Origin of the sequence: Sinorhizobium sp. NFACC03 (genome assembly GCF_900103435.1) — a bacterium.
GTDB lineage: Bacteria > Pseudomonadota > Alphaproteobacteria > Rhizobiales > Rhizobiaceae > Ensifer.
Map to the genome: position 1 here is coordinate 168320 of NZ_FMXF01000004.1, position 24548 is coordinate 192867.

Below are 24548 nucleotides of genomic sequence, written 5' to 3' on the forward strand. Positions count from 1 at the left end.
GTTACTCGATATTTTAGAGCGGAATGCGGGCGAAGACCGCCCGCGCTTTCAGTTTCCCGCTCTAGTTGGCATGCGCGGCGCTGATCTGCATCAGCTCACGCGAATAGGGATCCTTGAGGTCGCCGCGCTTGAGATCGGAGACATCGGCCACCTCGACGATACGGCCCTGCCGCATGACGGCGAGCCGATCGCAAAGGAACGAGACGACGGCCAGATTGTGGGTGACCATCAGGAAGGTGAGGTTCTGCTCGCGCCTGAGGCGCTTCAGCAGATTGAGAATTTCGGCCTGGACCGAGACGTCGAGCGCCGAGGTCGGCTCGTCGAGCAGCAGCACCTTCGGCTTCAGCATGAGTGCCCGGGCGATCGCCACGCGCTGGCGCTGGCCGCCCGAGAGCTGGTGCGGGAAGCGGAAGCGGAACTTGCGATCGAGCCCGACGGAGGCCATGACTTCCTCGATCCGCGCATTGCGGTCGCCGATGCCATGGATGGTCAAGGCTTCTCCGAGCGTCGCATCGACGGTCTTGCGCGGGTGCAGCGAGCCATAGGGGTCCTGGAATACCATCTGGCACTGGCGCGAAAAGGCGCGGTCGATGCCATGGCCGCGGGGTGAGCCGAGCACGGTGATTTCGCCCGTCCACTCCGGCGCGAGGCCGGCTATCGCCTTCAATACGGTCGATTTGCCCGAGCCGCTTTCGCCGACGAGGGCAAAGCTCTCGCCGTCGGCGATGTCGAGATTGACGTCGTGGGTGATCTGCACGTCGCCATAGGAGATGTCGAGGTTCTTGAGAGAAAGCGCGGTCATGCCTTGGCCCATGCGCTGCGGTCGAGTACCGGCAGCTCGTCCCGTGTTTCGTCGAGGCGCGGAATGGAGGCGATCAGCCCGCGCGTATAGGGATGTTTCGCCTCCTTCAGTTCGCCGGCCTTGCACTCCTCGACCACCTCGCCGGTGTTCATCACGAGGATGCGGTCGCAATAGCTGGAGACGAGGTTCAGGTCGTGGCTGATAAAGATCAGCCCCATGCCCTTGCGTTTGACTAGTTCGTCGATGATGTCGAGCACCTGCGCCTGCACGGAAACGTCGAGCGCCGAGGTCGGCTCGTCGGCGATCAGCAGGTCCGGCTCGGGGATCAGCATCATCGCGATCATCACGCGTTGCCCCATGCCGCCCGAGACTTCATGCGGATAGAGCCGGGCGACGCGTTCCGGATCGGCGATGCGCACCGATTCCAGCATCGCGAGCATGCGGTTGTTGACCTCACGGCGCGGCAGCTTCTGGTGCGTCAGCAGTGCTTCGGCAATCTGCTCGCCGATGGTCATGACAGGGTTCAGCGAGAACTTCGGGTCCTGCATCACCATGGAGATGCGGGCGCCGCGAATGGCGCGCATCTGCCGTTCGGACTGTTTCAAGAGGTCGATGCCGTCGAAGACGAGCTTGTCGGCGGTGACGCGACCCGGCGCCCGGATCAGCTGCAGGATCGAGCGGCCGGTCATTGATTTTCCCGAGCCGCTTTCGCCGACGATGCCCAAGCGCTCGCGGCTGAGTGTGAAGGAGATGCCGCGTACCACTTCGAGGTCGCCACGGGGCGTCGGAAACGTGACGCGCAGCTTTTCGATTTCGAGAAGATTGCTCATCAGCGCTGCTCCCCGCTCTTCGGGTCCAGCACGTCGCGCAGACCATCGCCCAGGAAGCAGAAGCCGAGGCTGACGAGAATGATGGCAAAGCCCGGCATGGTTGCGACCCACCACTGGTCGAGAATGAACGAACGGCCACGCGAGATCATCGCGCCCCATTCGGGAAGCGGCGGCTGGGCGCCAAGACCGATGAAGCCGAGGCCGGCGGCCGTCAGGATGATGCCGGCCATGTCGAGCGTGACGCGGACAATCATCGACGAGGTGCAGAGCGGCAGCACGTGGCCGAGATTGACGCGCAGGCTCGAAGCGCCGAGTAGCCGCACCGCCGAAATGAACTCGGAGTTCTTGAAGGTCAGCGTCTCTGCACGGGCGACACGGGCGTAGCCCGGCCAGGAGGTGATGGCGATGGCGATGATCGCATTTTCGATGCCGGGGCCAAGAGCGGCGACGAAGGCCAGTGCCAGGATCAGCTTCGGCAGCGACAGGAAGATGTCGGTGATGCCCATGAGGATGCGATCGACCCAGCCGCCGAAATAGCCGGCGGCAACGCCGATCACCAGGCCGGCGGGGGCTGCGAGCACGGCAACGAGCGTGACGATCGCAAGCGTGATGCGCGCGCCGTAGACGACGCGGGACCAGATGTCGCGGCCGAGTTCGTCGGTTCCCATCCAGTGGGCGCCACTCGGCGGCAGCAGGCGTTCGCCGAGCGACTGGCGCAGCGGATCATGGGTGGCGAGCCAAGGCGCGAACAGAGCCGTCAACACCAGGGCCAGGATGATGATAGCGCCGACGACGGCAAGCGGATTGCGCATCAGCGCGCCGAAGATGCGGTAGAAACGTCCGAGGCGCGCCTGCATCGGCGAGGCAGGGCTGTCGTCGATCAGCCAGTCGCGAAGTGTGGTCATGTCAGACTCCTCTTAGCGTGCACGCGGATCGAGCACGCGATAGAGCACGTCCGAAATCTTGTTGATGCCGATGAAGACCGCGCCGATGACGAGGGTCGAGCCGAGCACCGCCGACATGTCGGCGTTGAGCAGGGCGACGGTCAGGTAGTTGCCGATGCCCGGCCAGGAGAAGATCGTCTCGATCATGACGGAGCCTTCGAGCAGGCCGGCATAGGAAAGACCGATGACGGTGATCAGCGGCACGCGAATCGGTCGGAAGGCGTGGCGCCAGATGACGAGGCGCTCCGGCACGCCCTTGACCCGCGCGGTGGTGACATATTCCTGGCTCAACTGGTCGAGCATGAAGGAGCGGGTCATGCGGGCGATATAGGCGAGCGAAAAGAAGCCGAGGCAGGAGGCCGGAAGGATCAGGTGCCAGACGGCGTTGCGGAAGATCTCCCATTCGCCTGCGATGATGCTGTCGACAAGGATGAGCCCGGTGATCGGCGTCACCATGCCGTCATAGAAGATGTCGACCCGCCCCGGGCCGCCGACCCATTTCAGCCGCGCATAAAAGACGGCAAGGCCGACAAGGCCGAGCCAGAAGGCGGGCACCGAATAGCCGAGCAGGCCGATGACGCGGATGCCCTGATCGATCCACGAGCCGCGGCGGGCGGCTGCAAAAACGCCGAGTGGGACGCCGATCAGCACGCCGAGGATGATGCCGAGTGTCGCCATCTCGAGCGTCGCCGGGAAGACGCGGGCAAGGTCTTCGATAACCGGCTTGCCGGTGGAAACCGAGGTGCCAAAATTGCCGGTGGCGACATCGCCGACATAGCTGACGAACTGGGTGATCAGCGGCTGGTCGAGCCCCATTTCCTGGCGGACGCGCTCATAGACCGCAACGGGCGCGCGGTCGCCGACGACAGCGAGAACCGGGTCGATCGGCACGATGCGGCCGATGAAGAAGGTGATCGCGAGCAGGCCAAGGAAGGTTATCGCGAGCGTAACCAGGAAGCCCACCAATGAGCTAAGGCGTTGCCGGCTCCGGCTAGGTCTGGAGGCGCGGCGTACCGGCGTTGCTGCTGTGGTGCTGTCATTTGCCACGTGGCGATTCCATCCCTCTTCGCTTGCGGTCTGTCTTGTCGATAGCGCAAAAATTCGCTTGGAGTATATAAATAAGTTTGCTTAAATCAAAAAAATTTTACTGGGGGAGGAGAGCGTGAGCGTTCCGTCGGATGACGAAGCCACGTCCGGGAAAAGCACCGGGGCAGGGCAGCCGAAGGTAGGCGCGCTGGTGCGCGCGCGTCGGCGGCAGATGCATATGACGCTGCAGGCGCTGAGCGATGCGGCGGGCGTTTCCGTCGGTTATCTCAGCCAGATCGAGCGCGATCTCGCCATGCCCTCGCTTGGCACCTTGGCCCAGATTGCCCAGGGGCTCGGCGCCGAGCTCAACCACTTCATCCTCGCCCCGGCGATCGATACCGGCCTCTCGCGCGCCGAGGGGCGCATGGTGTTTTCGGTCGGCGGCTCGCCGGTTTCCTATGAGCGGATCGGCGCCGATTTTGCCGGCAACCAGCTTTCGAGCTTCGTCATCACCATTCCGCCGGGACACCGTTCCGAGGTCTTCAGTCATGAGGGCGAGGAGCTCGTCTACATGCTCGAAGGGGAGATCCTGTTCGGGCTCGACGGCGACGAGACCACGCTGTCCCCCGGCGACGGCCTGCATTTCCGCGGCATCCAGCCCCACTACTGGTGGAACAAGACGGACACGCCCGTGCGGCTGATCTGGACCGGCACGCTGCCGCTCTTCCGGTTGCGCGCATCCCAATCCAACGAGACCGGTACGCCGAAATCGGCGCTGAAGCCGGCGATGACAAAAACCAAGCCTCATCGAAAATAGGAGAATGATGATGAGAATGTTCAAGGCCGCGGTGTTCGCGGCGTCCCTGATGATGAGCGTAGCGCCGGCCGCACTCGCCGAAACGCCGGCGGAAGTGCTGGTCGTGGCGCAGAACATCGACGACATCGTCAGCATCGACCCGGCCGAAGCCTACGAGTTTTCTTCGGGCGAATACGTCACCCAGACCTATGACCGCCTGGTGCAGTACGATGCGCCCGACGTGAAGAAGTTGGCGCCGGGCCTCGCCTCCGAATGGACGGCCGACGATGCCGCCAAGACGATCACCTTCACGCTGCGCGATGGTGTCACCTTCACCTCCGGCAACCCGCTGCGCGGCGAAGACGTCGTCTATTCCTTCAAGCGCGTCGTCGTTCTCAACAAGGCGCCTGCCTTCATCCTGACGCAGCTTGGCTGGACGCCTGAAAACATCGACAAGATGGTGACCGCCGTCGGCAACAAGGTCACGATCAAGTATGAAGGCGACTTCTCGTCGGCTTTCGTTCTCAACGTTCTCGCCGCCCGTCCGGCATCGGTCGTCGACGCGGAAACCGTCAAGGCGAATGAAGCCGGTGGCGACTTCGGCAATGCGTGGCTCAAGGCCAATTCGGCCGGCACCGGTCCCTTCGTGCTCAAGGCCTTCCGCGCCGGCGAACTGCTGAACCTCCAGAGCAACCCGAACTATTTCGGCGGCGCTCCTGTTATCAAGGGCGTCATCATCCGTCACGTGGCTGAAGCCGCGACCCAGCAGCTGATGCTGCAGACCGGCGACGTCGACATGGCCAAGAACCTGACGCCGGACCAGGTTTCGGGTCTCGAAGGCAAGGACGGCGTGAAGGTCGAATCCTACCCGCAGGCCGCCGTGCACTTCCTGTCGTTCAACCAGAAGAACACGGCACTACAGCCGGAAGCCGTCTGGGAAGCCGCCCGCTACCTCGTGGACTACAAGGGCATGACCGACAGCTTCCTGAAGGGTCAGATGGAAGTTCACCAGGCCTTCTGGCCGAAGGGCTTCCCGGGCTCGCTCGATGAAACGCCCTACAGCTACGACGTCGAAAAGGCGAAGAAGATCCTCGCCGACGCCGGTATCAAGACGCCGATCAAGGTAACCCTCGACGTCATCAACTCGACGCCGTTTACCGACATGGCACAGTCGCTGCAGGCATCGTTCGCGGAAGCCGGCATCAACTTCGAGATCATCCCGGGCACCGGCAGCCAGGTGATCACCAAGTACCGTGCGCGCACCCACGAAGCCATGCTGCTCTATTGGGGCCCGGACTTCATGGACCCGCATTCGAACGCCAAGGCCTTCGCCTATAACGAAGACAATGCCGACGACAAGTATCAGTCGACGACCACGTGGCGTAACGGCTGGGCCGTGCCGGCGGAACTCAACGAAGCGACCAAGGCAGCGCTCAAGGAAGCCGATCCGGCCAAGCGCGACGGGCTCTATGTCGACCTGCAGCGCAAGGTGCAGGAAAAGTCGCCGATCGTGATCATGTTCCAGGCAGCGACGCAGGTTGCGATGAAGGACAAGGTCGAGGGCTACGTCAACGGCGCGACGTCGGACTTCGTGTTCTACCGCCTGGTGAAGAAGAACTGATCGAGCATCGCTCTTGCGCCGTTCTTCAAAGGCGCACATATCAACGCCCTGGGCCTTGCGGCCCGGGGCGACGTGTTTCTGCCGACAACGATAGTGTCGGTTCCGAGAATTCTGGGAAGGTTTGCGAGATGGCGGATGTGAAAGTGAGAACGCGTGAAACCGGTGCGACGGCCGTGGTCGGCAGAACCGGCTTTCCGCATGTGACTTCGGTAACCGGCGGCGAACTCGATATCGTTACCGGCCCGTCGCAGGCGGGTTACGGCCCGCTCGATCTGCTTTACGCCTCGCTCGCAAGCTGCCTGGTCTTGAGCGCCCGCATTGCAGCCAGCCGCTACGGCGTGCTCGACCGACTGACGGAGGTAAGTGCCAAGGTGACCGGCGAGAAGGCCCATGACGAACCCTCCCGCGTTGCCAAGTTCAACATCGTCTTCGACATCAAAGGCGATTTCGACGACACCGTCCGTCATGCGATCGCGGAAGCCGCCGAAAACGAGATCTGCACCGTCAGCAACACCATTCGCGGCAATCCGGAATTCGTGACTGAGTTCAGTCACTGACGGTCCAAGGTCTAAACATCAAGGGCGGGTGCCACCGGCAGCCCGCCCTTTTTGCGCACAACTATGGGGAAGAACTCAGGCCGGCTGCGGCACCAGCGCTTCCGGCTGGCGCCGGCCGATCGTCAGGACTAGCAGGGCGGCGACGATGCAGAGCATTCCGGCGGCGATCAGCGCCGGCGCGTAGGTTTCGAGCGACGTCCGGCTTGCGCCAGCGAGGAAGGTCGCACTGGCGGCGCCGAGCTGATGGCCGGTAAAAACCCAGCCGAAGACGAGACCGGCCCGTTCCGGGCCGAAGCGTTCGGCCGAGAGCTTCACGGTCGGCGGAACCGTCGCGACCCAGTCCAGGCCGTAGAAGATCGCGAAGATCGATAGCGTGTAGATGTTGAAGCCGCTGAACGGCAGGAACATCAGCGAGAGACCACGCAGGCCATAGAACCAGAAGAGCAGCCAGCGGTTGTCGTAGCGATCCGAAAGCCAGCCGGAGCCGACGGTCCCGATGAGATCGAACACGCCGATCAGCGCCAGGAGGCTGGCCGCGGCGACGGCGGCAATACCCACATCACCGCAGATCGAAACCCAATGGGTCTGGATCAGGCCGTTGGTGCTGAAACCGCAGACGAAGAAGGTGGCGAACAACACCCAGAAGGTGTTGGTCTTCGCGGCGTCGGAAAGCGCCCTGATCGGTGCCATCAGCAGAGCCCCGAAGCTCTTTGCCTTCGGCGCCGCCGGCACCATCTGTTTCGAGCCGAAGGGCGCGAGGCCGAGATCACCAGGGCGATCCTGCATCAGCAACAGGACCAGTGTGAGGGCTGCCATGAGGATGACGATGATCAGCGTCAGTGCCGAGCGCCAGCCGATCGTTTCCGTGAGAGACGCGAGTAGCGGCAGGAACACCAGCTGCCCCGTGGCGTTGCTGGCAGTCATCAGTCCCACGACGAGCCCGCGTCGCTTGTCGAACCAGCGTGTCGCGACCGTCGCGCCGAGAACCAGCGCCGTCATGCCGGTGCCGACGCCCAACACCACGCCCCAGATCGCGACCAGGTGCCAGAGCTCCGTCATGTAGAAGGAGGCGGCGATGCCGGCGATGATCAGGACCAGCGCCGCGGAAACGACCGGGCGTACCCCGAAGTGGTTCATGAACGATGCTGCGAACGGTCCGAGCAGACCGAACAGGCAAAGGCGGATCGCCAGCGCCAGCGAGATCTGGGCATTCGACCAGCCGAACTCGGTTTCAAGCGGCTTGATCAGCACGCCGGCCGAGCCCATCGCTCCCGCAGTCGACAGCATGACCAGGAAGGTGACGGCGGCCACAGCCCAGCCGTAATGGATATTGCGTTTGGCTAGATAACGCGCAAGCGCCGGACCGAGCATAGTCGACTTCCTTTCGTCCGTGTTTTCGGGTGTGCGAGAGCGCTGCGCGGGCTTTCGGAGCGCAGGTCGCAGGTTGAATTGTTGTTTGGCAGTTTGCTGACGGTTCCTGGCAGGCCAGGTTGTCTAGAGCGCCAGAAGCAGGTCCTCTAGATGGGCGGCCGCGTCGGTCCCCAGTCGCGCCTCGATCTTGTCCTGTGCGGCCTGCCAGAGCGGTGCGCCGTCAATGAGAATCCGATGGCCGTTTTCCGTAAGTTCGACAACGGCCTCCCTCTGATCTTTCCCGCTTCCGGTTGCCGCCAACCCCATTCCTTCCAGCACCTTGACGTTGCGGCTGACCGTCGAGCGTTCGAGTTCGATCTTGCGGCCAAGTTCGGTCATCGAGATCGGCTCATCGCGCGCGATGTGCCGAAGCAAGCTGAACTGGGCGAGGTTGAGACCGATCGGCTGCAGCGCGTCGTCGTAGACCGACGTCACTCTCCGGGTGGCTTTGCGTAAAAGGGCACAGTAGCAACGAGACATGATGTGTGTATATACACGCAAATGCGCGACGTCAAGTCCGCGATCGCGGAAGCACCGTTTTAAGCGTTGTCAGCGACGGACCGATTTAGGCGAAAATGTAGGATGTTGTTCGGGTAGGCCCGGTCGCCTATCCTAAAGTGGGTCTCCCCGACCTTCTCGAAGCCGCTCGCGATGTAAAAGGCCGTGGCCTTTTCATTTTCGGCGTTCACCGCCAGCCAGGTGCTCGCCCTGCCAATGTCCGAGCAGTATTGAAGCCCCGTTTTCAGAAGCTTCCTGCCGATGCCGCTGCCGTGGTGACGGGGCTGCACATAGAGCGTCGCGATTTCAAGGTCCGAAACGATATCGACCGGCGCCCGTGAATTCGACGACATCCGCAGAAAGCCGTCGATGCCGACGGCATTCTGCGAAACCCAGATGGCCTCATCCTCCTGGGCCAGGATCTCTTCAAAGCGCGAGGCGGTAAATTGGGCCAGCGTATAATCGGCAAAGAACGCGTTGACCCATCGCGGATATAGGTGTTGAGCCAGACCTCCAGGCTAATGGCCGCCAGGCTGGACGCATCCTTGATCGTGGCCGGTCTGATCATCGCCTTTCCTTTTGAAGCGGCAGCAATCTGAAGCATTTGGTTCGTCGACGCCTCAGTCGACGAACGGTTCCAGTTCCTTGTCGAATTCGACCTCGACGACGTTGTTGAAAAGCGCAGTCGCCACCATGATGCCTGAGAAGGCGACGAGATCGACCAGTGCCTTGGCGTCGTAGCGTGCCTTCAGGCCCTCCCAGATCTCGTCCGGGATAGCATTGCTGTCGGCGACGATCGCCCGTCCGAAGGCGATCAGCCGCTGTTCGTCGTCGGTCGGCACGACCGTGTGGAAGTCGATGCCCGAGTTGGCGAAGGCGCGGCGGAAGAAGCCCATGGCGATCGGCGAGCGCATGGCTTCAGAGATCGCGTGCGAGAGAAACCAGATCTCCCGATCGTTTAGCGCCGGGCGCAGTTCTTCGCGTAGCGTGAACCATTCCGCGTAGATGCGATGGGCGACCGGCGAATGCAAAAGCGTGCGCTTCATGTTGGTCATGCGTCCGCGCACGCGCACTTCCTCGTCATGGGCGGCGCGGATTTCGTCGGAAGCGGTGTCGTAGTCGATCTGGGGAATATGGCTCATGGGTCTTACCGGTCTTGAATGGCGCGCGGGCGGTGCGCTTGTGATGGTGGGGGATCAGACGGTGCTGAGCAGAATGCTCGTTTCGCTGTTCGATACGCCATCGACGTCGCGTACTTCGCGCAGGATGCGGTCGAAATCGCTGAGGCTGTTGGCGCGAATTTCTGCGACCAGATCCCAGCCGCCGTTGGTCGTATGCAGCGCATAAAGCTCGGGCAGGCCGCGCAGATATTTGATGACCTTGGTGGTGTTGCGGCCGCTGACCTCGATCATCATGATCGCACGGATGGCGCGATCATCGTAATCCTGCCGCACGCGCAGCGTGAAGCCGAGCACGGCACCGCTTTCGAGCAGCCGGTCGATGCGCGTTTGAACCGTGGCCCGGGAAATGCCGAGCACGGTGGCTATCTTTGAGTAGGGCGCGCGGCCGTCTTCTCGCAATAGCGAGATGAGCTGGTGATCGAGGTCGTCGAAGATATGCATGAAAATTGTATAATACGACTGCGCAAAATGCTCAATAGGGTTTTGCATCTTAGGCAGGTTTAAAATTTCAACTCACTTCTTGCAAGCCTAGGCTGACTTCATCGAATTTCTCCGATGGAGTTTTAAACGTGGTTCAGTATGTCGGTGTCGGCAACGTAATCGAGCTGGTCAAATCGATCGGTATTGAGACGTTCCTTGTGGGTCTTGCGGAATACATCGAGGATGATTTCCGCCGGTGGGACGCATTCGAGAAAACGCCGCGGCTCGCGAGCCACTCGAAGACCGGCGTCATCGAGCTGATGCCGACCTCTGATGGTGAGCATTACGGCTTCAAATATGTCAACGGCCACCCGAAGAACCCCAATGTCGGCCTGCAGACGGTGACAGCCTTCGGTGTTCTCTCCGATGTCAGCACCGGCTATCCCTGCCTCGTCTCCGAAATGACGATCATGACCGGTCTGCGCACGGCGGCCACTTCGGCGCTTGCCGCAAAGTACCTCGCTCGCGCTGACGCCCGTTCGATGGCAATCATCGGCCTCGGCGCGCAGTCTGAATTCCAGGCGCTTGCCTTCCGTGCCCTGCTCGGCGTCAAGCGGCTGCAGGTCTTCGACATCGATCCCGAAGCGGCCGAGAAGTTCTGCAACAACCTCTCGGACATGGATTTCGACATCGTCGTTGCTGCGACGGCGGAAGAGGCCGTTGCCGGTGCCGACATTATTACGACGGTTACGGCCGACAAGCGCAACGCCACGATCCTCTCCGACAACATGGTCGGCGCCGGCGTGCATATCAATGCGGTCGGCGGCGACTGCCCCGGCAAGACGGAACTGCAGGGCGACATCCTGCGCCGCGCCGACGTCTTCGTCGAATATCCGGAGCAGACCCGCATCGAAGGCGAAATCCAGCAGATGGCGCCGGATTTCCCGGTCACCGAACTCTGGCAGGTCATCGCCGGCGAGGCCGAAGGCCGCCGCAGCAACGCGCAGATCACCATCTTCGATTCCGTCGGTTTCGCCACTGAGGACTTCTCGGCACTGCGCTTCCTGCGCGACAAGATCCAGGGCACGGCGTTCTACACCGAACTCGACCTGACGACGCAGCCGGACCACCCGCGCGATCTCTACGGCCTGTTCCGGCAGCAGCCGGCCGCCTTTGCCGAGCGGAGCGTTGCATAACATGAAGAGACTGTCCGTGCAGGCGCCGAAGGGCGTCGTGATGATCCGTCCGCACCATTTCGGCCCGAATCCGATGACCGCTGAGGACAACGCCTTCCAGGCGACCGACGCGGCACGCCAGCCGTCGGCGATCGCCAAGGCCGCTTATGATGAAGTCAGCCGTATGGCTGATGGCCTCACCGACGCCGGTGTCGCGGTGCATCTCTTCGAGGACGAAACGACGACGCGTCCGGACTCGGTCTTCCCGAACAACTGGTTCTCGACCCATTCCGGCGGCCATGTGGCGATCTATCCGATGTATTCGGAAAGCCGCCAGAGCGAACGCCGCTCCGACATCATCGAGATGCTGAAGAACGAGTATCGCGTCCAGGACGTGATCGACTATTCCGGTCTCGAAAAGGACGGCGTCTATCTCGAAGGCACCGGCGCCATGGTGCTCGACCATATTGGTCGCGTCGCCTATGCCGCGCGCTCCAACCGCACCAATGAAGTGGCGCTGGAGCGTTTCTGCACCCACTTCAACTTCGAGCCGATGATCTTTGGCGCCGTCGACCGCCTGGGCAACTCGATCTATCACACCAACGTTTTGATGTGCATCGGCACCGAATTCGCCCTCATTGGTGCGAGCATGATCCCGGATACGGCGCGTCGTCATGAAATCTGCGCACGCCTGGAGGAAACCGGACGCCAGGTGATCGACCTGACGCTTGAGCAGATCGAAAACTTCGCCGGCAACGCCATCGAGCTCGACGGTGCGGACGGTCGCGTGGTCGTCATGTCGGCCCGCGCGCTCGCCTCGCTCCGCCCCGATCAGATCAAGGCGCTCGAAGTCTCCGCCCGCGTGCTCGCCTTCGACGTGCCGACGATCGAGCTTGCCGGCGGTTCCGTGCGCTGCATGCTCGCCGGCGTTCATTTGTCACGAAGAGAACCGGCCGGTACGCAAAAGCTTTACGCCGCCACGTCCGATCGATAGAAGCACCTCATACAAGCCAAAGGTCCCACAAATGTCGCAGTCACGCCCCGTCTACCAGTTCAACAACATCATCGTCCGCACGCCGTCGAAGTCGGTCGTCAACGGCCTGCGCGCCGACGATCGCGGCAACCCCACCTTCGAAGGTGTGAAGGCCGAACACGACGCCTATATCGCGGCGATGAAGGACGCAGGCGTGAAGGTGACGGTGCTGCCGGCGCTCGAAGCCTTCCCGGATTCGATCTTCGTCGAGGACCCGGCAATCGTCTTCACCGAAGGTGCGATCCTCTTGCGTCCGGGTGCGGAGACGCGCGTCAAGGAAACGCCGGAGATCGAGCCGACGCTCCGCGCCATGTTCGAGACCGTGCTTGACCTGCCGGGCAGCGGCTTTGCCGATGGCGGCGACGTGCTGACGACGCGCGAAAGCGTGATGATCGGCCTTTCGGCCCGCACCAACAAGGTCGGCGCCGAAGCGCTGCAGGCCTGCCTTGCCAAGCTCGGCCGCAAGAGCGAGATCGTCGCGACCCCGGAAGGCGTGCTGCACTTCAAGACCGATTGCTCGCTGCTCGACGACGAGACCGTGCTTTCGACCGCGCGTCTTGCCAAATCCGGCGCCTTCGAGCGCTTCAAGCAGGTGATCATTCCCGAAGGCGAAGAGCCGGCGGCCAATGCGCTGCGTGTCAATGACGTCGTGATGGTCGGCTCCGACTTCCCGCGTACGATCGAGATGCTCGACAAGCTCGGCTACAAGGTCGTGCCCATGAAGACGACGGAGATCGGCAAGATCGACGCGGGCCTGTCCTGCATGTCGCTGCGCTGGTTCAGCAACACGCTCTGATCCGTCGCAATCCCCGAGGAGGAAACAAAATGAAGACGTTGAAGACCGCCCTGTTCGCAGGGATCGCCCTTTCCATGGCTGTTGGCAGCGCATTGGCCGAGGACACGCTGCGCCTCGGAATGACGCCGGAGCCCTACATGCCCTTCACCCAGGTGAACGCCGGCGGCGAATGGGAGGGTCTCGAAGCCGATCTCTCCCGCGCGCTCTGCGAGAAGATGGCGGTGAAGTGCGACATCAACCAGATGGCCTGGGACGGACTGATCCCGTCGATGAAGGAAAACAAGGTCGATTTCATCATCGGCGCCTTCTCGATCACGGATGAGCGTCGCCAGGTCGTTGATTTCTCGACGCCCTATTACACCGAAGGCACCTCCTTCGTCGGCGCCAAAGCTGACACGAGCGAGATCAAGACCGTCGACGCGGCTGACGGTTCCGGCAAGATCATCGATCCGGCAAGCGTCGAGGGCAAGATCATCGGCGTCCAGACCTCAAGCGTACAATCGGCCTATGTCGCCAAGTACCTGACCGGCGCCGAAGCCAAGAGCTACGACACCGCAGACAACTCGGTCGCCGATCTTATCGCCGGCCGCGTCGACTACGTGCTGATCCCCGACCTCTACATCCAGACCTTCCTGAAGTCGCCCGAGGGCGCCGACTACGAGGTCAAGGTCGAGGTTCCGAAGAACGTCGTTCTCGGTGAGGGTGTCGCCTATGCCGTTCGCAAGGGCGACGCGGCGACGCTTGAAAAGGTCAATGCCGGCCTTGCCGCTCTGGAGAAGGACGGCACGACCCAGAAGCTCGTCGACAAGTGGATCTTCGGCAAGAAGTAAATCGCTCTTCAGGGCGGCGTGTGGCCTATGTTTCGCGCCGCCCTCGATCGCCAAACCGGCCGCAGCGCCGGGGCATCTTCGCAGCGACCGCTACAGCGACCCAGCCCGACAGAGGGCGGCGTGAGCGCTGAAAAGACAATCGGGAACAGGTAACGACGGATGGACTATTACTGGCAATTGCTTGCCTGGGGCGGCGAGGGCTGGGGCGACGATTTCGCCTGGGGCCTGGTGATGACCTTGCAGGTGTCCGTGGTCGCCTATGCGGTTGCGGTTCTCTTCGGCTTCCTCGGGGCGGCCGGCAAACTGTCGAAGCACCGCGTCCCGCGCTTCCTTGCCGACATCTATACGACCGTCGTCCGCTCGCTTCCCGAACTGCTCGTCATCCTGCTCCTCTATTTCTCGGTCGCGAGCGGTGCTGAACGGCTGTTGAAGCACTTTGGCCTTGTGGCAGAGACCTTCCAGTTCAGCTCGTTCTGGGCCGCTATCGTCGCACTCGCTTTCGTCTCCGGCGCCTTCATGACTGAAGTGCTGCGCTCCGCCTTCCTTTCCGTGCCCCCCGGCCAGATCGAAGCGGCGGTCTCGATCGGCATGCCCAGGCGCAAGGTCTTCACCCGCATTATTTTCCCGCAAATGATGCGCCATGCCGTGCCCGGCATGGGCAATCTCTGGCTGTCGATCACCAAGGAAAGCGCCATCATCAGCGTGCTCGGCTCGTTCAGTGAACTGCTCTACACCGGCTACCGCGCTGCGGCAGGCACCAAACAGTACATTTTCTTCTACGGGCTGACGGCCATCCTGTTTCTGGCGATCACGCTCGTTTCCGTCCTGGTGATTGCTCAGATCGAGCGCCGCCTCAACCGGGGGCACCACTGATGGAAACGCTCTCCAACGTCATCGGCTTCCTGCCGGCGCTGATCAAGGCCACCCCCCTGACGCTGCTTTTGACGGCGGTGGCGGGCGTCTTCGGTCTGGTCATAGGCACCCTCGTGGCGCTCGCCCGGCTTTCCGGCCGTCGCGTGCTCTCGGTCCCGGCCTATGTCTTTACCTTTGCGTTCCGCGGCACGCCGCTGCTGGTACAGATCTACCTGATCTACTATGGCCTCGGGCAAATCCTGCCCGGCACCTGGGTGCGACACAGCTTCCTCTGGCCCTATCTACGTGATGGCCTCTGGTACGCGATCTTTGCGCTCAGCCTCAACCAGGCATCCTACAATGCCGAGGTCATCCGCGGCGCGATCAAGGCGATCCCGCGAGGCCAGATCGAAGCGGCAAAGTCGATCGGCATGCGCTCGTCGATGATCCTTCGCCGCATCACCCTGCCGCAGGCGTTCCGCTCCTGCCTACCGGTTTTGACGGGTGACCTGATAATCCTTTTGAAGACGACGTCGCTCGCCTCGACGATCACGATCCTGGAGGTCATGGGCACCGCCCGCATGCTGCAGCGCCAGTCGCTGCTGATCTTCGAACCGCTGATTGCCGCCGGCATCATCTATTTCACCGTCGTCTTCATCCTGACGCGCGTCATGGGCGTCGTCGAGAAGCGGCTCACCCGCTACCGCACGGCGAAGGCATAACGAGGAGGCGCGCCTGGGCGCGACGAGAGGAACGAACATGGTCGCAACAGCGCTATCGGTGAAGAACATTCACAAGAGCTTCGGGTCCGTCGAGGTGCTGAAAGGCGTCTCCTTCGAGGCGAAGTCCGGCGACGTCATCTCGCTGATCGGCAGCAGTGGTTCGGGCAAGAGCACTTTGCTGCGCTGCATCAACTATCTGGAGACGCCCGATGAAGGCGAGATCGCGGTCTCGGGCGAGGTGATCCGCACCGTCAAGGGCAAGGACGGCAAGTTCCATGCCACCGACAAGCGGCAGCTCGAACATATCCGTACGCGCCTTGGCATGGTGTTCCAGAGCTTCAATCTGTGGTCCCACAAGACCATCCTCGAAAACATCATCGAGGGCCCGATCCATGTGCTCGGCATGACGCGCAAGGATGCGATCGGCGAGGCCGAATTGCTGATGGAAAAGGTCGGCATCACCCCGAAGCGCGACCACTATCCCAACCAGCTTTCGGGCGGCCAGCAGCAGCGCGCGGCGATCGCGCGCGCTCTCGCGATGAAGCCGGAAGTCATGCTCTTCGACGAGCCTACGTCGGCGCTCGACCCGGAACTCGTCAACGAAGTCCTGCTCGTCATCAAGAAGCTCGCCGAAGAAGGGCGCACCATGGTCATGGTCACGCACGAAATGTCACTCGCCCGTGATATCTCCAGCGAGGTGATCTTCCTGCACAAGGGACTGGTGGAAGAACGCGGCGCGCCGTCGCAGGTGATGCGCGACCCGCAATCGGCGCGGCTGCGCCAGTTCTTGCAGATGGCTTGAGGAGGCCCTAATGCGCGACGCCAATTTTTCTGAGTTCCTGCCCGAACTCGTCGAGATCCGTCACAAGCTGCACGAGATGCCCGAGATCGGCCTATCCGAGGTGAAGACCTCCGAATTCGTCGCCGGATTGCTGCAATCCTGGGGCTTCGAAGTGACGCGCGGTCTGGCGACGACAGGCATCGTTGCGACGCTGAAGCGCGGCAACAGCAACCGCGCCGTCGGCTTTCGTGCCGATATGGACGCGCTGCCGATGCAGGAGGAAACCGGTCTTGCCTATCAGAGCAAACATCCGGGCGCGATGCATGCCTGCGGCCACGACGGTCACACCAGCATGCTGCTCGGCGCTGCCTGGGCTCTGTCGAAGGACGAGAGCTTCAACGGCACCGTGCACCTGATCTTCCAGCCGGCCGAAGAAAATTTCGGCGGCGGCAAGCTGATGATCGAGGACGGCCTGTTCGAACGCTTCCCCTGTGAGCGGGTCTATGCGCTCCACAACTGGCCGGGCCTGCCGGTCGGCCAGTTCTCCAGCCGCGCCGGCGCGATGGCTGCATCGATCGACGTACTGACGCTAACGATCAGGGGCAAGGGCGGTCACGGCGCCCAGCCGGAATTGACGGTTGACCCGGTCGTCGTCGGTTCCAGCGTGGTGATGGCGCTGCAGACGCTGGTCTCGCGCAATGTATCGCCGCACCAGCCGTCGGTGCTGACCGTCGGTTCGTTCCGGTCCGGCTCCGCCTCCAACATCATCCCGGATACGGCAGTGCTGGAAATCAGCATGCGTGCGATGGATCCGGCCGTGCGCAAGCAACTCCAGGAACGTGTCGAGCAGATTGCCCGCTTGCAGGCGGAAAGCTACAACGCTGAGGCGACTTTCGACTGGCAGGTCGGTTATCCCGCGACGATCAACGATGCCGATGCCGTCGAAGATGCGCGTGCGGTGATCGCGGAGACTTTTGGCACCGACGCCTATGTCGAATTGCCCGAGCCGCTGATGGGCAGTGAAGACTTCTCCTTCCTGCTGGAGAAGGTGCCGGGCGCCTATGTGCTGATCGGCAACGGCGACAGCAGCGGGCTGCACACCACCCGCTACGATTTCAACGACGACATCCTCGAACGCGGCGCTACGTATTTTTACCATCTCGCGCGGGCAGCGCTCGTCTAACCGGGCGGTCGCTAACGTCCGGTCGCTCAGGTGGCCGGGTGCAGGTCACCAAACACCGTCGGGATAAGCTCCGACACCGTCGGGTGAATATGCACCGCGTGGGTGATCGTCGTGTAGGGTTTGCCGGCATACATGACGTCGAGGATGCTCTGCACCGCTTCGTCGCCGCCCGTGCCGAGGATCGAGGCGCCGAGGATTTCCTTGCTGTCGGCGTCCACGATCACTTTCATGAAGCCCTCGGTCTCGCCCTTCTCGACGGCGCGGCCGACGCGGGTCATCGGTCGCGTGCCGATGAGCAACTTGCGTCCTGATTTTCGCGCTTCGGTTTCCGTCATCCCGGCGCGGCCAAGCGGCGGATCGATGAAGAGGCCGTAAGTCGCAATCCGGTCGCTGACCTTTCGTGCCTCGCCATCGATGAGATTCGCGGCGATGATCTCGAAGTCGTTATAGGCAGTGTGGGTGAAGGCGCCGCGGCCGTTGCAGTCGCCCATGGCGAAAATGTGCGGGACATTGGTCCTGAGCGTTTCGTCGACTTCGACATAGCCGCGCGCGTCGGTCTTCACGCCGGCTCGATCGAGGTCGAGATCATCCGTATTCGGCCGTCGCCCGGTGGCAAGCAACAGGTGGGAGCCGACGATCTCGGGTGCGCCGGCGGTGCAGTCGACGCCGGCGACGACTTCGTCGCCGGGCTTGGCGAAGCGGATGCATTCGGCGTTCAAGCGGAAGTTTATGCCCTCTTTCTCCAGAATCGCGAGAATGGCGTCGGAAACGTCCGCATCCTCGCGACCGATCAGGCGTGGGCCCTTCTCGATCACCGTGACCTCGGAGCCGAAGCGGCGGAACATCTGTGCGAACTCAAGCCCGATATAGCTGCCGCCGATGACGATCAGGTGGCGGGGCAGGGTGTCGAGATCCATGATCGAGACGTTGGTCAGATAAGGCACGTCCTCGACGCCAGGGAAGTCCGGCGTCGCCGCACGTCCGCCAACGTTCAGGAAGATCTGGTCGGCCGACAGCAACTCACCGCCGACGCGCACTTCGTGCGGGCCTTCGAAGCGCGCATGGCCTTCGAAGACGGTGATGTTCGGCATGCCCTTCAGCCAGCCTTCGACCCCCTTGCGCGAATTGAACCGCACCGTGTCCTTGCGCGCCATGACGCGGGCGAAGTCGATGGTGATCGGCCCGGTCGTGACGCCGTAATCAGCCCCTCGGCGCGCCAGATGCGCGGCATAGGCGCTGGCGACCATTGCCTTCGTCGGCATGCAGCCGGTGTTGACGCAGGTGCCGCCGAAGTGCTTGCGCTCGACGAAGGCGACGGTCTTTTCCGCTGATGTCAGCCGGCTGGCCAGCGAAGGGCCGGCTTGGCCGGCGCCGATGATGATTGCGTCGAAATGTTTCGTCATGACACCGAGGACACCACCCAGAGTGCGAGGAGAACGGCAACGACATCCTCAAGAAGCGCGATCGGCAGATCCTTGCCGCCGATGGCCGCAACGAGGCGCTTTCGGGCTTCGTAGCCGCCGAGCGTACCGATGACGGCACCGATCACGCCGGCGACCAGCCCGGCCAGCATAGCACCTGCGGCCGTTCCGAGCACCGCGCCGCAGAAGCCGCCCGAGACGATGCGCACGCCGAACTGCTGCGGAACCTTGCGGCTCGGCGTGCTCGGCAACTGATCGGTGACGAATTCCACCAGCGCCAGCAGGCCAAAGATATAGGGCGTGAAGCGAAAACCCATAAAGGCCGCCCATGTACCGCCGAGCGGCAACCAGCCCGCAGCGGCGCCGATGCTGACGGCGGCAGGTGCGGTCATGGTGCGCAGACCGGCAACCACGCCGATAAGCAGCGTGAAGAGATAGATCGACATGAATTCCCCGAACGTTCGCCGGGCGAACCCAATCCACCAGCCCCCAAGCGGTTCGGGTCGAGCGGCATCGCAACCAAGAGTAAAAGCGGTGTTTCTGGCGGGCCTCTGTCAGAGTGGCCGACATCGCCCCTGATTGCAACGGCCAATCGCACGCGATCGGACGTAGAAATCTACGCTTTCGATAGTGTCTGTTGATGTCGGAATTTTTCGTCCGCCACAGTCTCTGCGTGCAACCCTATTTTTTGCCGGGGACTGACATATATGGAATGCCTTGCCCCGACGCGGCGAACTTTCCGTGATCAAACTTGCGGAGCGAATTTCGAGGGAGAAACAAACTCATGCGCCTGACTAGATTGCTTATCGGAACTGCCTTTGCCTTCACTTTGACTGCTGCCACGGCCAGCGCCGATGTCGTCGTCTCCTCGAAGATCGACACCGAAGGCGGTGTTCTCGGCAACATCATCCTTGCCGTGCTCAATGCCAACAACATCAAGACCGTCGATCGCGTCCAGCTCGGCGCGACGCCGGTCGTGCGCAAGGCGATTACCGCCGGCGAGATCGACATCTACCCGGAGTATACCGGTAACGCCGCCTTCTTCTTCGAAAAGGCTGACGATCCGGTCTGGAAGGACGCGGGCAAGGGTTACGAGACCGCCAAGAAGCTCGACTACGACGCCAACAAGATCGTCTGGCTGACGCCGTCGCCGGCAAACAACACCTGGGCGATCGGTCTTCGCAAGGAAGTTGCGGATGAGAACAAGCTGAAGACGCTCAGCGACTTCGGCAAATATGTCGCCGGTGGCGGCAAGGTCGTGCTGGCCGCTTCGTCTGAGTTCGTGAATTCGGCCGCCGCTCTCCCGGCCTTCCAGACGACCTATGGTTTCACCTTGAAGCAGGATCAGCTGATCACGCTTTCCGGCGGTGACACCGCGGCGACCATTGCGGCTGCTGCCAACCAGACGAACGGCGCCAATGCGGCGATGGTTTATGGCACCGATGGCGGCATCGCACCTTCTGGCCTCGTCGTGCTCGAAGATGACAAGGCGGTCCAGCCAGTCTACCAGCCGACCCCGATTATTCGCGAGGCTGTGCTCAAGGAAAACCCGCAAATCGAGGAACTGTTGAAGCCGGTGTTCGAGAAGCTCGATCTCGTAACGCTTCAGGACCTGAACGGCCGCGTGCAGGTCGGCGGCGAACCGGCCAAGGCGGTTGCCGAGGATTTTCTGAAGAAGAACGGCTTCCTGAAGTAGGTTGACGGATAACCGGAACGCTGGTCCGATGACTGGCGTTCCGGGGTGTGCCTGCAGGTGCCGAAGTCGCGCCGGCACAGGCGGGGAGGGAATGTGGTTTGAGAGAACTCCGCTTTGACAAGCTCGGAGCGATCATCGCGGCCTTGGCTCTTGGCGGCGCCTTCATCGCGCCTTTTGCAACGTTTCGTGCCAATCGCATCGTCGCCGGCGAGGCAAAGTCGATCGTCGAGGCCTTGCCGCAGCCCTGGAGCGCGGCAGTGCTGCTGGTGATCTTTGCCGGCGTGCTCGTGGCGGCCATGCGCTCGACGGCCACTCTGCGCCTTGTCGCAGCTTTCGCAGCGCTGGCCGTGCTGGCGCTCGGCATCGGCGTCGCGGCCGGCCACCTGACGCCTGAGGGCGACACCTATGCTCGCGTGTCGCCTGCTTCCGGTTTCTGGGTCATGCTCTTTGCTTTCGGGCTGCTTGCAGCCGATGCACTGACGCGATTGCGCCCGGCCCCCATCGTGCGCATCGTGGTGCTCGTCGCCGTGCTCGCCTTTGTCGGGATGCTTTTGCTTTCCGGTACCTGGGATGGTCTCTCGATCCTTAGGGAATATGCGAGCCGGGTGGACACCTTCTGGGCGGAAGCCCGCAAGCATGTGACCTTGGCGCTCGGCTCGCTTGTGACCGCGACCATCGTCGGCATTCCGCTCGGTATACTGTGTCACCGCGTCGCCCGATTGCGCGATGGTTTGCTGGGCGTTCTGAACGCGATCCAGACGATACCGTCGATCGCGCTGTTCGGCATTCTCATTGCACCGCTTGGCTGGATCGCCGCGAACGTTCCGGGCGCTGCCACGATCGGCATCCGTGGCATCGGTGTCGCACCCGCCTTTGTCGCGCTGTTCCTCTATTCGCTGCTGCCGGTGGTTGCCAATACCGTCGTCGGTCTAGCCGGCGTTCCGAGGGATGCGAATGACGCAGCCCGCGGCATCGGCATGACCGATTGGCAACGGCTGGTCGGCATCGAATTTCCACTGGCCTTTCCGGTGATCCTCACCGGCATCCGCATCGTGCTCGTGCAGAACATCGGCCTGGCGACCATTGCCGCCCTCATCGGCGGCGGCGGCTTCGGCGTCTTCGTCTTTCAGGGCGTTGGCCAGACCGCGATGGATCTCGTGCTGCTCGGCGCCGTCCCGACCGTGGTGCTCGCCTTTGCGGCGGCGATCGTGCTCGACGCGATGATCGAAATGGCCACACCCAACACCAGGCAGGCAGAGGCCGCATGATCGAAATCGAAAACATCACCAAGCGCTATGGCGAGACGGCGGTCGTCGACGACGTCAGCCTGACGATCGCACCGCGTACCGTCACCGTCATCGTCGGTACCTCCGGCTCTGGCAAGACGACGCTATTGCGGATGCTCAATCGGCTGGTGGAGCCGACTTCGGGGACGATCCGCCTCGACGGTGAGGACAACCGTGCGCTGCCAGGCTATGAACTGCGCCGCCGCATCGGATATGCGATCCAGGGCCATGGCCTGTTTCCGCACCGTACCGTCGCGCAGAACATCGCCACGGTACCGACGCTGCTCGGTTGGGAGCGCGCGCGTATCGACGCCAAGGTGGACGAACTTCTCCAACTGTTCCAGCTCGATCCGGCCGCCTTCGGTCCACGCTTTCCGCATGAGCTTTCCGGCGGTCAGCAACAGCGTGTCGGCGTCGCCCGGGCGTTGGCTGCCGAACCGAAAGTCCTGCTGATGGACGAGCCCTTCGGCGCACTCGACCCGATCATTCGCGCCAAGGCTCAGGATGATCTGCTCGCCATTCAGAAGCACTTCGAGACGACGGTCATTCTCGTCACCCATGACATGGAGGAGGCCTTCCAGCTCGCGGACCGCATCGCCGTCATGGACAAAGGCAAGGTGGTGCAATATGCGACGCCCGCCGAAATGCTGATCAAGCCCGCGACCCCGTTCGTCGAGAGCCTGATCGGGGTCAGCGAACGGCCTTATCGGTTGCTCGCGATCGAGCCGGTCTTGAGCGCCGTCGAACCAGGGTCAGCAGACGGCACAGCCATATCGAGCACGCTCAGCCAAAGGGAGGCGCTTGCCGAACTGCTTTGGTCCGGGCGGAGCGCGCTGCCGGTGGCTGATGCCGCGGGGGCTATCATCGGCAAGGTCAGTCTCGAAGGGCTGGCGAAACGGGCAGCCGGGCCAGTCTGATGCCGAAACTATCGACGCTTTTTCGCTTGGGAGTGTTCCTGGTTTTGCTCGCCTTCCTGCTGCAGCCGCAATGGTTCGAACCGTTGCTGCGGCCCCTGGTTCAAGCGAATGCGCCGGTGATCTACAATCAGGGCAGCCTGTTGCAGCTTACTCTATTGCACCTGCGCACCGTCGCCATCGCAGTGTCTGCTGCGGCATTGGTTGCGCTTGCTTTGGCAATATTGGTGACGCGCGAATCCGGGGCCGAATTCCTGCCGCTGTCGCGCAGCCTGGTCAACATCGGCCAAACCTTTCCGCCGGTGGCCGTTCTGGCGCTCGCCGTTCCCATCTTCGGTTTCGGTGAGAAGCCGACATTGATCGCGCTTTTTCTCTATGGCCTGCTACCGATCTTCGAGAACGCGCTGACAGGGCTGACGACATTGCCGCCATCTGTCATGGAGGCGGCGCGCGGTGCCGGCATGACAGGCGGTCAGCGGCTCCTGAAGGTGGAGTTGCCGCTGGCGATGCCGGTTATCCTTGCAGGCATCCGACTTTCGGTGGTCGTCAGCCTGGCAACGGCCACGATCGGATCAACGGTCGCGGCGAAAACCCTCGGCGAAGTGATCATTGCCGGTCTGCAATCGAACAATCTGGCTTTCGTCGTTCAGGGTGGCCTGATCGTCGCGACGCTTGCGGTGCTGCTGCACGACGGATTGCAGGCGGCCGAAAGAAAACTCGCTACCCGAATGGGACGGTGAGGTGCCGTCGGAATGCAGGAAGCCCGGAAAGTGTTCACGGCCGTGCCAAATGCCGATGGCGCGTGATAGAGTGACCCATGCTCTTCCGCGGCGCCAAAAGTCCTCTTGTCAGGGATATGGGCGGGTTCAAGGCCAGGCTCAACATGCCCGGTTGGCTGCTGCCACGGCCGCGTGATCACGGCTACGGCCCTCTGGCAATGGTTGTTGAGTCGATCCTGGAGCCGGGCAGGCTGATCGCCATGCACGAGCACCAGAACGATGAAATCCTTTCATGGGTGCCGGAGGGTGTCATGCGCCACGATGACCGCGCTACCGGGAGACTGGTCACGGACAGCGGGCACCTTATGGTGATGAACGCGGGAAAGAGCTTCTGGCATTCGGAGGAGACCCTGCCGAGCGATCCACCGTTGCGGATGCTCCAGATCCTTGTGCGCCCTCACGTTTTAGATCTCCCACCGGCCATCCAGCACGGCCCCATTGCAGTGGCACCTGTCAATCAATGGAGGCATCTTGTCGGGCCGGAAGGTGGCACAGCACCGTTTTTCGTGCGCAACAGCGTCGACTTTTTCGATCTCCGGCTCGAGGCTGAGACAAAGACTGCGTTTCCGCGGGCGGAGGGACGACACCTTTACTTTTATCTCTTTTCGGGCTCGATAAAGGTCGGAGATATCGCCTTCGGTGAGGGGGATCAGGGGATATTCCTGTCGGACGACGCCCTGGAGCTATACGCCACTCGCAGCTCGCTGATCGTTGCGTTCCTGATCGAGCCGAGCGCGCGCGCCGCACGGCAGGGGACGGTTGGCGACCATCCCAAGATACCGCGACCTTATCTGGCTCGACCTTTGCTGCGGCTGTTGCACTGGCGAAACCGCCTGGTCGGAAGCGTCTGAACTGATCAGAAGTCAACCACGCAACGTGCAGTGGTCTGGACCGCTTTCTTCCTGCCGTAGAGTTGCGGGATACGCACCCTTTTTAGTTGTCCATGAAATGCCTGCTTTCTCGGCATTTGCCTGTCGTATGAAAATGAATTTCAC

Annotated in this window: 27 protein-coding genes; 16 read left to right on the top strand and 11 right to left on the bottom strand. The window is 62.3% G+C overall.

The genetic code is table 11. The annotated features are described in order from the left end of the window. Positions 1 to 61 precede the first annotated feature (61 nt). From BLU35_RS09155 to BLU35_RS09170, 4 genes are read right to left on the bottom strand one after another with little or no spacing between them, the layout of a single operon-like run. Positions 62 to 802 (bottom strand): ABC transporter ATP-binding protein, encoded by a 741-nt coding sequence (locus BLU35_RS09155; RefSeq protein WP_058326410.1) that lies wholly within the window; start codon positions 800 to 802, stop codon positions 62 to 64. Beyond that, on the bottom strand, positions 799 to 1632 hold the full coding sequence (locus BLU35_RS09160; protein WP_176907191.1) for an ABC transporter ATP-binding protein: 834 nt from the start codon (positions 1630 to 1632) through the stop codon (positions 799 to 801). Before BLU35_RS09160 ends, BLU35_RS09155 begins: the two co-directional genes overlap by 4 nt. Beyond that, entirely contained in the window at positions 1632 to 2537 is a 906-nt protein-coding gene (locus tag BLU35_RS09165) for an ABC transporter permease (protein ID WP_058325015.1), read from the bottom strand. Before BLU35_RS09165 ends, BLU35_RS09160 begins: the two co-directional genes overlap by 1 nt. A 12-nt stretch (positions 2538 to 2549) precedes the next feature. Beyond that, complete coding sequence (locus BLU35_RS09170) at positions 2550 to 3542, bottom strand: ABC transporter permease (protein WP_093232863.1); 993 nt, start codon at positions 3540 to 3542, stop codon at positions 2550 to 2552. A 196-nt stretch (positions 3543 to 3738) separates the two neighbouring features. Between BLU35_RS09170 and BLU35_RS09175 the strand changes: the two genes are divergently transcribed. The 3 genes from BLU35_RS09175 (at position 3739) to BLU35_RS09185 (ending at position 6576) form a co-directional block, all read left to right on the top strand. Then, positions 3739 to 4419, top strand: coding sequence for a helix-turn-helix domain-containing protein (locus tag BLU35_RS09175; protein WP_058325013.1), 681 nt, complete (start codon positions 3739 to 3741; stop codon positions 4417 to 4419). 10 nt (positions 4420 to 4429) lie between these two features. Continuing rightward, entirely contained in the window at positions 4430 to 6019 is a 1590-nt protein-coding gene (locus BLU35_RS09180; RefSeq protein WP_093232940.1) for an ABC transporter substrate-binding protein, read from the top strand. Between the two features lie 128 nt (positions 6020 to 6147). After that, on the top strand, positions 6148 to 6576 hold the full coding sequence (locus BLU35_RS09185; RefSeq protein WP_093232864.1) for an OsmC family protein: 429 nt from the start codon (positions 6148 to 6150) through the stop codon (positions 6574 to 6576). A 75-nt stretch (positions 6577 to 6651) separates the two neighbouring features. On the opposite strand, the gene BLU35_RS09190 is transcribed toward BLU35_RS09185, so the two are convergent. The 5 genes from BLU35_RS09190 to BLU35_RS09210 all read right to left on the bottom strand — a co-directional run bounded on the left by BLU35_RS09190 (position 6652) and on the right by BLU35_RS09210 (position 10106). Beyond that, complete coding sequence (locus tag BLU35_RS09190; protein WP_058325011.1) at positions 6652 to 7947, bottom strand: MFS transporter; 1296 nt, start codon at positions 7945 to 7947, stop codon at positions 6652 to 6654. Between the two features lie 123 nt (positions 7948 to 8070). Next, entirely contained in the window at positions 8071 to 8466 is a 396-nt protein-coding gene (locus BLU35_RS09195) for a MarR family winged helix-turn-helix transcriptional regulator (protein ID WP_093232865.1), read from the bottom strand. A gap of 59 nt (positions 8467 to 8525) precedes the next feature. Then, complete coding sequence (locus tag BLU35_RS09200) at positions 8526 to 8993, bottom strand: GNAT family N-acetyltransferase (protein WP_353615027.1); 468 nt, start codon at positions 8991 to 8993, stop codon at positions 8526 to 8528. Between the two features lie 111 nt (positions 8994 to 9104). Next, positions 9105 to 9626: a carboxymuconolactone decarboxylase family protein gene (locus tag BLU35_RS09205; protein WP_093232866.1), complete on the bottom strand. Its 522-nt coding sequence runs from the start codon at positions 9624 to 9626 to the stop codon at positions 9105 to 9107. Between the two features lie 54 nt (positions 9627 to 9680). Continuing rightward, complete coding sequence (locus BLU35_RS09210) at positions 9681 to 10106, bottom strand: Lrp/AsnC family transcriptional regulator (RefSeq protein ID WP_057249183.1); 426 nt, start codon at positions 10104 to 10106, stop codon at positions 9681 to 9683. A 92-nt stretch (positions 10107 to 10198) separates the two neighbouring features. Between BLU35_RS09210 and ocd the strand changes: the two genes are divergently transcribed. From ocd to BLU35_RS09250, 8 genes are all read left to right on the top strand, one after another. Further along, complete coding sequence (ocd, locus tag BLU35_RS09215) at positions 10199 to 11281, top strand: ornithine cyclodeaminase (RefSeq protein ID WP_210185125.1); 1083 nt, start codon at positions 10199 to 10201, stop codon at positions 11279 to 11281. Position 11282: 1 nt separating this feature from the next. Next, the gene (gene ctlX, locus BLU35_RS09220) at positions 11283 to 12254 is read left to right on the top strand and encodes a citrulline utilization hydrolase CtlX (RefSeq protein ID WP_093232868.1); all 972 of its coding nucleotides are present in this window, start codon (positions 11283 to 11285) and stop codon (positions 12252 to 12254) included. 31 nt (positions 12255 to 12285) lie between these two features. Further along, positions 12286 to 13089 carry a dimethylarginine dimethylaminohydrolase family protein gene (locus BLU35_RS09225; RefSeq protein ID WP_093232869.1) on the top strand — a complete coding sequence of 268 codons (804 nt, stop codon included), beginning with the start codon at positions 12286 to 12288 and terminating at the stop codon, positions 13087 to 13089. 29 nt (positions 13090 to 13118) lie between these two features. Further along, positions 13119 to 13919: a transporter substrate-binding domain-containing protein gene (locus BLU35_RS09230; RefSeq protein WP_093232870.1), complete on the top strand. Its 801-nt coding sequence runs from the start codon at positions 13119 to 13121 to the stop codon at positions 13917 to 13919. A gap of 159 nt (positions 13920 to 14078) precedes the next feature. After that, complete coding sequence (locus BLU35_RS09235; protein ID WP_093232871.1) at positions 14079 to 14792, top strand: ABC transporter permease; 714 nt, start codon at positions 14079 to 14081, stop codon at positions 14790 to 14792. Further along, complete coding sequence (locus BLU35_RS09240) at positions 14792 to 15493, top strand: ABC transporter permease (protein WP_093232872.1); 702 nt, start codon at positions 14792 to 14794, stop codon at positions 15491 to 15493. The genes BLU35_RS09235 and BLU35_RS09240 overlap by 1 nt, the downstream gene beginning before the upstream one ends. A gap of 37 nt (positions 15494 to 15530) precedes the next feature. After that, entirely contained in the window at positions 15531 to 16295 is a 765-nt protein-coding gene (locus BLU35_RS09245; protein WP_057249176.1) for an ABC transporter ATP-binding protein, read from the top strand. 10 nt (positions 16296 to 16305) lie between these two features. Continuing rightward, a complete protein-coding gene (locus BLU35_RS09250; protein ID WP_093232873.1) occupies positions 16306 to 17457 on the top strand; it encodes a M20 aminoacylase family protein in 1152 nt (383 codons plus the stop codon). Between the two features lie 26 nt (positions 17458 to 17483). Here the strand turns inward: BLU35_RS09250 and BLU35_RS09255 are convergent, their stop codons facing one another. Both BLU35_RS09255 and BLU35_RS09260 read right to left on the bottom strand, forming a co-directional pair. Beyond that, positions 17484 to 18860, bottom strand: a complete 1377-nt coding sequence (locus BLU35_RS09255) for an FAD-containing oxidoreductase (protein ID WP_093232874.1) — start codon at positions 18858 to 18860, stop codon at positions 17484 to 17486. Beyond that, entirely contained in the window at positions 18857 to 19324 is a 468-nt protein-coding gene (locus BLU35_RS09260) for a DUF4126 domain-containing protein (RefSeq protein ID WP_093232875.1), read from the bottom strand. The genes BLU35_RS09255 and BLU35_RS09260 overlap by 4 nt, the downstream gene beginning before the upstream one ends. A gap of 338 nt (positions 19325 to 19662) precedes the next feature. Between BLU35_RS09260 and osmF the strand changes: the two genes are divergently transcribed. The 5 genes from osmF (at position 19663) to BLU35_RS09285 (ending at position 24404) form a co-directional block, all read left to right on the top strand. Continuing rightward, entirely contained in the window at positions 19663 to 20574 is a 912-nt protein-coding gene (gene osmF, locus BLU35_RS09265; RefSeq protein ID WP_058326355.1) for a glycine betaine ABC transporter substrate-binding protein OsmF, read from the top strand. Positions 20575 to 20672: 98 nt separating this feature from the next. Further along, positions 20673 to 21842 (top strand): ABC transporter permease, encoded by a 1170-nt coding sequence (locus tag BLU35_RS09270; RefSeq protein ID WP_093232876.1) that lies wholly within the window; start codon positions 20673 to 20675, stop codon positions 21840 to 21842. Further along, on the top strand, positions 21839 to 22777 hold the full coding sequence (locus BLU35_RS09275) for an ABC transporter ATP-binding protein (RefSeq protein ID WP_093232877.1): 939 nt from the start codon (positions 21839 to 21841) through the stop codon (positions 22775 to 22777). The genes BLU35_RS09270 and BLU35_RS09275 overlap by 4 nt, the downstream gene beginning before the upstream one ends. Beyond that, positions 22777 to 23514, top strand: a complete 738-nt coding sequence (locus BLU35_RS09280; protein WP_058324997.1) for an ABC transporter permease — start codon at positions 22777 to 22779, stop codon at positions 23512 to 23514. The genes BLU35_RS09275 and BLU35_RS09280 overlap by 1 nt, the downstream gene beginning before the upstream one ends. 77 nt (positions 23515 to 23591) lie before the next feature. Further along, the gene (locus tag BLU35_RS09285; RefSeq protein WP_093232878.1) at positions 23592 to 24404 is read left to right on the top strand and encodes a pirin family protein; all 813 of its coding nucleotides are present in this window, start codon (positions 23592 to 23594) and stop codon (positions 24402 to 24404) included. Positions 24405 to 24548 lie beyond the last annotated feature (144 nt).

Coding starts and splice junctions, on each gene's coding strand:
- BLU35_RS09155 (WP_058326410.1), bottom strand. CDS start 802: ATGACCGCGCTTTCTCTCAAGAACCTCGACATCTCCTATGGCGACGTG.
- BLU35_RS09160 (WP_176907191.1), bottom strand. CDS start 1,632: ATGAGCAATCTTCTCGAAATCGAAAAGCTGCGCGTCACGTTTCCGACG.
- BLU35_RS09165 (WP_058325015.1), bottom strand. CDS start 2,537: ATGACCACACTTCGCGACTGGCTGATCGACGACAGCCCTGCCTCGCCG.
- BLU35_RS09180 (WP_093232940.1), top strand. CDS start 4,430: ATGAGAATGTTCAAGGCCGCGGTGTTCGCGGCGTCCCTGATGATGAGC.
- BLU35_RS09185 (WP_093232864.1), top strand. CDS start 6,148: ATGGCGGATGTGAAAGTGAGAACGCGTGAAACCGGTGCGACGGCCGTG.
- BLU35_RS09190 (WP_058325011.1), bottom strand. CDS start 7,947: ATGCTCGGTCCGGCGCTTGCGCGTTATCTAGCCAAACGCAATATCCAT.
- BLU35_RS09195 (WP_093232865.1), bottom strand. CDS start 8,466: ATGTCTCGTTGCTACTGTGCCCTTTTACGCAAAGCCACCCGGAGAGTG.
- BLU35_RS09205 (WP_093232866.1), bottom strand. CDS start 9,626: ATGAGCCATATTCCCCAGATCGACTACGACACCGCTTCCGACGAAATC.
- BLU35_RS09210 (WP_057249183.1), bottom strand. CDS start 10,106: ATGCATATCTTCGACGACCTCGATCACCAGCTCATCTCGCTATTGCGA.
- ctlX (WP_093232868.1), top strand. CDS start 11,283: ATGAAGAGACTGTCCGTGCAGGCGCCGAAGGGCGTCGTGATGATCCGT.
- BLU35_RS09225 (WP_093232869.1), top strand. CDS start 12,286: ATGTCGCAGTCACGCCCCGTCTACCAGTTCAACAACATCATCGTCCGC.
- BLU35_RS09230 (WP_093232870.1), top strand. CDS start 13,119: ATGAAGACGTTGAAGACCGCCCTGTTCGCAGGGATCGCCCTTTCCATG.
- BLU35_RS09235 (WP_093232871.1), top strand. CDS start 14,079: ATGGACTATTACTGGCAATTGCTTGCCTGGGGCGGCGAGGGCTGGGGC.
- BLU35_RS09240 (WP_093232872.1), top strand. CDS start 14,792: ATGGAAACGCTCTCCAACGTCATCGGCTTCCTGCCGGCGCTGATCAAG.
- BLU35_RS09245 (WP_057249176.1), top strand. CDS start 15,531: ATGGTCGCAACAGCGCTATCGGTGAAGAACATTCACAAGAGCTTCGGG.
- BLU35_RS09250 (WP_093232873.1), top strand. CDS start 16,306: ATGCGCGACGCCAATTTTTCTGAGTTCCTGCCCGAACTCGTCGAGATC.
- BLU35_RS09255 (WP_093232874.1), bottom strand. CDS start 18,860: ATGACGAAACATTTCGACGCAATCATCATCGGCGCCGGCCAAGCCGGC.
- BLU35_RS09260 (WP_093232875.1), bottom strand. CDS start 19,324: ATGTCGATCTATCTCTTCACGCTGCTTATCGGCGTGGTTGCCGGTCTG.
- osmF (WP_058326355.1), top strand. CDS start 19,663: ATGCGCCTGACTAGATTGCTTATCGGAACTGCCTTTGCCTTCACTTTG.
- BLU35_RS09275 (WP_093232877.1), top strand. CDS start 21,839: ATGATCGAAATCGAAAACATCACCAAGCGCTATGGCGAGACGGCGGTC.
- BLU35_RS09280 (WP_058324997.1), top strand. CDS start 22,777: ATGCCGAAACTATCGACGCTTTTTCGCTTGGGAGTGTTCCTGGTTTTG.
- BLU35_RS09285 (WP_093232878.1), top strand. CDS start 23,592: ATGCTCTTCCGCGGCGCCAAAAGTCCTCTTGTCAGGGATATGGGCGGG.